This window comes from Pseudomonas sp. SDO5532_S415, from assembly GCF_054071155.1.
This window is the reverse complement of sequence record NZ_JBSVWS010000261.1, coordinates 1-5095: the sequence shown is the minus strand read 5'-3', so window position 1 is coordinate 5095 and position 5095 is coordinate 1. Positions and strand designations below refer to the sequence as shown.

Annotated in this window: 4 protein-coding genes; all 4 read left to right on the top strand. The window is 61.5% G+C overall.

Translation table 11 applies throughout. The features are described from left to right. The first annotated feature begins 212 nt into the window (after positions 1-212). Complete coding sequence (locus ACW9HW_RS28605) at positions 213-1988, top strand: PQQ-dependent methanol/ethanol family dehydrogenase (protein WP_137807022.1); 1776 nt, start codon at positions 213-215, stop codon at positions 1986-1988. Between the two features lie 247 nt (positions 1989-2235). After that, positions 2236-3756: an acetaldehyde dehydrogenase ExaC gene (exaC, locus tag ACW9HW_RS28600; RefSeq protein WP_095195023.1), complete on the top strand. Its 1521-nt coding sequence runs from the start codon at positions 2236-2238 to the stop codon at positions 3754-3756. A 246-nt stretch (positions 3757-4002) separates the two neighbouring features. Next, the gene (gene pqqA / locus ACW9HW_RS28595; RefSeq protein WP_003253598.1) at positions 4003-4074 is read left to right on the top strand and encodes a pyrroloquinoline quinone precursor peptide PqqA; all 72 of its coding nucleotides are present in this window, start codon (positions 4003-4005) and stop codon (positions 4072-4074) included. Positions 4075-4129: 55 nt separating this feature from the next. Next, positions 4130-5044, top strand: a complete 915-nt coding sequence (gene pqqB / locus ACW9HW_RS28590) for a pyrroloquinoline quinone biosynthesis protein PqqB (protein ID WP_457402667.1) — start codon at positions 4130-4132, stop codon at positions 5042-5044. The last annotated feature ends 51 nt before the right edge of the window (positions 5045-5095 follow it).

The window sequence follows — 5095 nt, the reverse complement described above, 5'->3', positions numbered from 1 at the left end:
GTGTGTCATTCAGCAAAGTTGCAGCTGACACGACGCCTTCGCGAGCAGGCTCGCTCCCACAGGGGGCAGTTGTCCATTCCTTCCGAACCTGTACCAAGGAACTAGAAATCTCCACATTGCGGCCAATTGTTGTCAGGGCGGCGGCGCCCAAGAATCTGCTCCAGACCGGGAAAATTTCCCGGAAATAACAACAATCCGCAGAGGAAGCCGTCATGACTCAACCCGCACGTCGCCAGCCCTTCGTCTTGAGCCTGTTGCTCAGTGCCATGCTGTTGTCCGGCCAGGCATTGGCCGGGGTTTCCGACGAGGACATTCTTCAGGACCCCAAGAACCCGGAACAGGTCGTCACCAATGGCCTGGGCGTCCAGGGTCAGCGCTACAGCCCACTGGATATTCTCAACGTCGACAACGTCAAGGAACTGCGACCGGCGTGGGCGTTTTCCTTCGGTGGCGAAAAGCAGCGCGGCCAGCAAGCGCAACCGATGGTCAAGGACGGCGTGATGTACATGACCGGTTCCTACTCCCGGGTTTTCGCGGTGGATGCGCGCACCGGCAAGAAGCTCTGGCAGTACGATGCGCGCCTGCCGGACGACATTCGTCCTTGCTGCGACGTGATCAACCGGGGCGTCGCGTTGTACGGCGACCTGGTGATCTTCGGCACCCTCGACGCCAAGCTGGTGGCGCTGAACAAGGACACCGGCAAAGTGGTCTGGAGCAAGAAAGTCGCCGACCACAAGGAAGGCTACTCGATCAGCGCCGCGCCCCTGGTGATCAACGGCAAGCTGATTACCGGCGTGGCCGGTGGCGAGTTCGGGGTGGTGGGCAAGATCGAAGCCTACGACCCGAAAAACGGTAATTTGCTCTGGAGCCGTCCAACGGTCGAAGGCCATATGGGCTACGTCTACAAGGACGGCAAAGCCGTGGAAAACGGCATTTCCGGCGGCGAGGCAGGCAAGAGCTGGCCGGGCGACCTGTGGAAGACCGGGGGCGCGGCACCGTGGCTTGGCGGTTATTACGACCCGGAAACCAATCTGTTGCTGTTCGGCACCGGTAACCCGGCACCCTGGAACTCGCACCTGCGGCCGGGCGACAACCTCTATTCGTCGTCGCGCCTGGCACTCAACCCGGACGACGGCACCATCAAGTGGCATTTCCAGAGCACGCCTCACGACGGCTGGGACTATGACGGCGTGAACGAACTGGTGTCGTTCAACTACAGCGAAGGCGGCAAGGAAATCAAAGCGGCGGCCACTGCCGACCGTAACGGTTTCTTCTACGTGCTGGACCGCACCAACGGTAAATTCATCCGTGGCTTCCCGTTTGTCGACAAGATCACCTGGGCCACCGGCCTGGATAAGAACGGCCGGCCGATCTACAACGAAGCCAGCCGCCCCGGCGCGCCGGGTTCGGAGGCTAAAGGCAGTTCGGTGTTCGTCGCGCCGGCGTTCCTCGGTGCGAAAAACTGGATGCCGATGGCCTACAACAAGGACACCGGACTGTTCTACGTGCCGTCCAACGAGTGGGGCATGGACATCTGGAACGAGGGCATCGCCTACAAGAAAGGCGCGGCGTTCCTCGGCGCCGGGTTCACCATCAAGCCGTTGAACGAAGACTACATCGGCGTGCTGCGGGCCATCGACCCGAAAACCGGCAAGGAAGTCTGGCGCCACAAGAACTTCGCGCCGCTGTGGGGCGGGGTGCTGACCACCAAGGGCAACCTGGTGTTCACCGGCACGCCGGAAGGCTTCCTGCAGGCGTTCAATGCCAAGACCGGCGAAAAGGTCTGGGAATTCCAGACCGGCTCGGGCGTACTCGGCTCGCCCGTGACCTGGGAAATGGACGGCGAGCAGTACGTCTCGGTGCTCTCCGGCTGGGGCGGCGCCGTACCGCTGTGGGGCGGCGAAGTGGCCAAGCGGGTGAAGGACTTCAATCAGGGCGGCATGCTCTGGACCTTCAAACTGCCCAAGGATCTGGTGGCCAGGCACTGACCCCGGACCCACCACCTGACCCCTTGTGGGAGCGAGCCTGCTCGCGATAGCGGTGTGTCATTCAGCAAAGTTGTACCTGACACGTCGCCTTCGCGAGCAGGCTCGCTCCCACAGGAGAGGGATTGGAGTGAAACCTACGACCAAATAACGAGAGCCCCTCCTGCCAACGATGCATTCGTCCGGCGCGCGGGGCTCTCTAGTATCGGTTCATCGCCTGTACAGGCATCGACCCAGACAGAGGTTCATCATGATCTACGCCCAACCCGGAACACCCGGCGCCGTCGTTTCCTTCAAGCCCCGCTACGGCAACTTCATCGGCGGCGAATTCGTCGCGCCGGTCAATGGCGAGTACTTCACCAATACCTCGCCGGTCAACGGTGAAGTGATCGCCGAATTCCCACGCTCGAGCGCCGCCGACATCGACAAGGCCCTCGACGCCGCGCATGCCGCCGCTGATGCCTGGGGCAAGACCTCGGCCCAGGACCGCTCCCTGGTGCTGCTGAAAATCGCCGACCGCATCGAGCAGAACCTGGAAATCCTCGCCGTCACTGAAACCTGGGACAACGGCAAGGCCGTGCGTGAAACCCTCAACGCTGACGTACCGCTGGCGGCCGACCATTTCCGTTACTTCGCCGGCTGCATTCGCGCCCAGGAAGGTGGTGCTGCCGAGATCAACGAACTGACCACTGCCTATCACTTCCACGAGCCATTGGGCGTGGTCGGACAGATCATTCCGTGGAACTTCCCGCTGCTGATGGCCGCCTGGAAACTCGCGCCAGCCCTGGCCGCGGGTAACTGCATCGTGCTCAAGCCGGCGGAGCAGACGCCGTTGTCGATCATGGTTTTTGCCGAATTGATCGCCGATTTGCTGCCAGCGGGCGTGCTGAACATTGTCCAGGGTTTCGGTCGTGAAGCCGGCGAGGCGCTGGCCACCAGCAAGCGCATCGCCAAAATTGCCTTCACCGGCTCGACCCCGGTGGGTGCGCACATCCTGCATTGCGCCGCCGAGAACATTATTCCGTCCACCGTGGAGTTGGGCGGCAAGTCGCCGAACATCTTCTTCGAAGACATCATGAACGCCGAACCCGCGTTCATCGAAAAAGCCGCCGAAGGCCTGGTGCTGGCGTTTTTCAACCAGGGCGAAGTCTGCACGTGCCCATCCCGGGCGCTGGTGCAGGAATCGATCTACGAACCGTTCATGGCCCAAGTCATGAAGAAAATCGTCAAGATCAAGCGCGGCAACCCGCTGGACACCGAGACCATGGTCGGCGCCCAGGCGTCGCAGCAGCAGTACGACAAGATCCTCTCCTACCTGAACATCGCCCAGGAGGAGGGCGCCCAGTTGCTCACCGGCGGCGCGGCCGAGCGTCTGGAGGGCGACCTGTCCAGCGGCTACTACATCCAGCCGACGCTGCTCAAAGGCACTAACAAAATGCGCGTGTTCCAGGAAGAAATCTTCGGCCCGGTGGTGGGTGTCACCACCTTCAAGGACGAAGCCGAAGCCCTGGCCATCGCCAACGACACCGAGTTCGGCCTGGGCGCCGGCCTGTGGACCCGCGACATCAACCGCGCCTATCGCATGGGCCGCGCGATCAAGGCCGGGCGGGTGTGGACCAACTGCTACCACCTGTACCCGGCGCATGCTGCGTTCGGTGGCTACAAGAAGTCCGGTGTCGGCCGGGAAAACCACAAGATGATGCTGGACCATTATCAGCAGACCAAAAACCTGCTGGTGAGCTACGACATCAATCCGCTCGGGTTCTTCTGACTTCCTGAAAACACCACATCTCCATTGTGGGAGCGAGCCTGCTCGCGAATGCGGCCTGACATCCAGCATCAATGTTGAATGTACTGGCCTCTTCGCGAGCAAGCTCGCTCCCACAGTGGTTTTGTGTGTTCGCCACCTCCTACCAACGCACCCCCAAACCTCCTTCGAAAGTAGCATTCGGGTGTCCTGCGCCCCGTGCATTAATGGTGCTACCGGAATCGCCCGGCACAAGAAGAGGAATAACCCATGTGGACTAAACCCGCGTTTACCGATCTGCGCATTGGCTTCGAAGTGACGATGTATTTCGCCAACCGTTGATTATTCACCCGGCCAGCCATTGCGTTGGCCGGGCCTGCCTTCTGGAGCATTGCTCATGCACATCCGCGTTCTGGGTTCCGCCGCCGGTGGTGGTTTTCCGCAATGGAACTGCAATTGCCGCCAATGCGCCCGCGTGCGCAATGGCAGCCTGCGCGCGCAGCGACGTACGCAGTCATCTATCGTCCTGAGCGACAACGGTGTGGACTGGGTGCTGTGCAATGCTTCACCGGACATCCGCGCGCAATTCGAGAGTTTTGCGCCGCTGCAACCGGCGCGTCGGTTACGCGATACCGCCATCGCCGGCGTGGTGCTGCTGGACAGCCAGATCGATCACTGCACCGGTCTGCTGAGCCTGCGCGAAGGCTGCCCGCATGACGTGTGGTGTACCCAACGGGTTCATCAGGACCTCAGCAGTGGCTTCCCGCTGTTCCCCATGCTCAGTCACTGGAACGGCGGATTGCAGTGGCAGCCCATAGGTCTGGATCGTGAGCCGTTCAGTATCGGCGCCTGCGAGCACCTGAGGTTTCACGCGATTCCACTGGTCAGCAACGCACCGCCGTATTCGCCCCATCGTGGCAACCCGCAACCGGGGGACACCATTGGCTTGTTCATTGAAGACCTGCGCAGCGGCGCTTCATTGTTCTACGCGCCAGGGTTGGGGCAAGTCGACGACGAAGTGCTGGGCTGGATGCAGCGCGCCGATTGCCTGCTGCTGGATGGCACCCTGTGGCGCGACGACGAGATGCGCGTTTGCGAAGTCGGGCAGAGCCTTGGCAGCGAAATGGGCCATCTGGCCCAGAGCGGGCCGGGCGGCATGCTTGAACTGTTGGAAGGTTTTCCCCGCCAGCGCAAGGTGCTGATTCACATCAACAATACCAATCCGATCCTCGACGAAGACTCGGCCGAACGGGCGCTGCTGGAGCGGCGGGGGATCGAAGTGGCTTACGACGGCATGGATATTGTGCTGTAGCGACTGACGCCTTCGCGAGCAGGCTCGCTCCCACTAGGGCACCGCAATCAA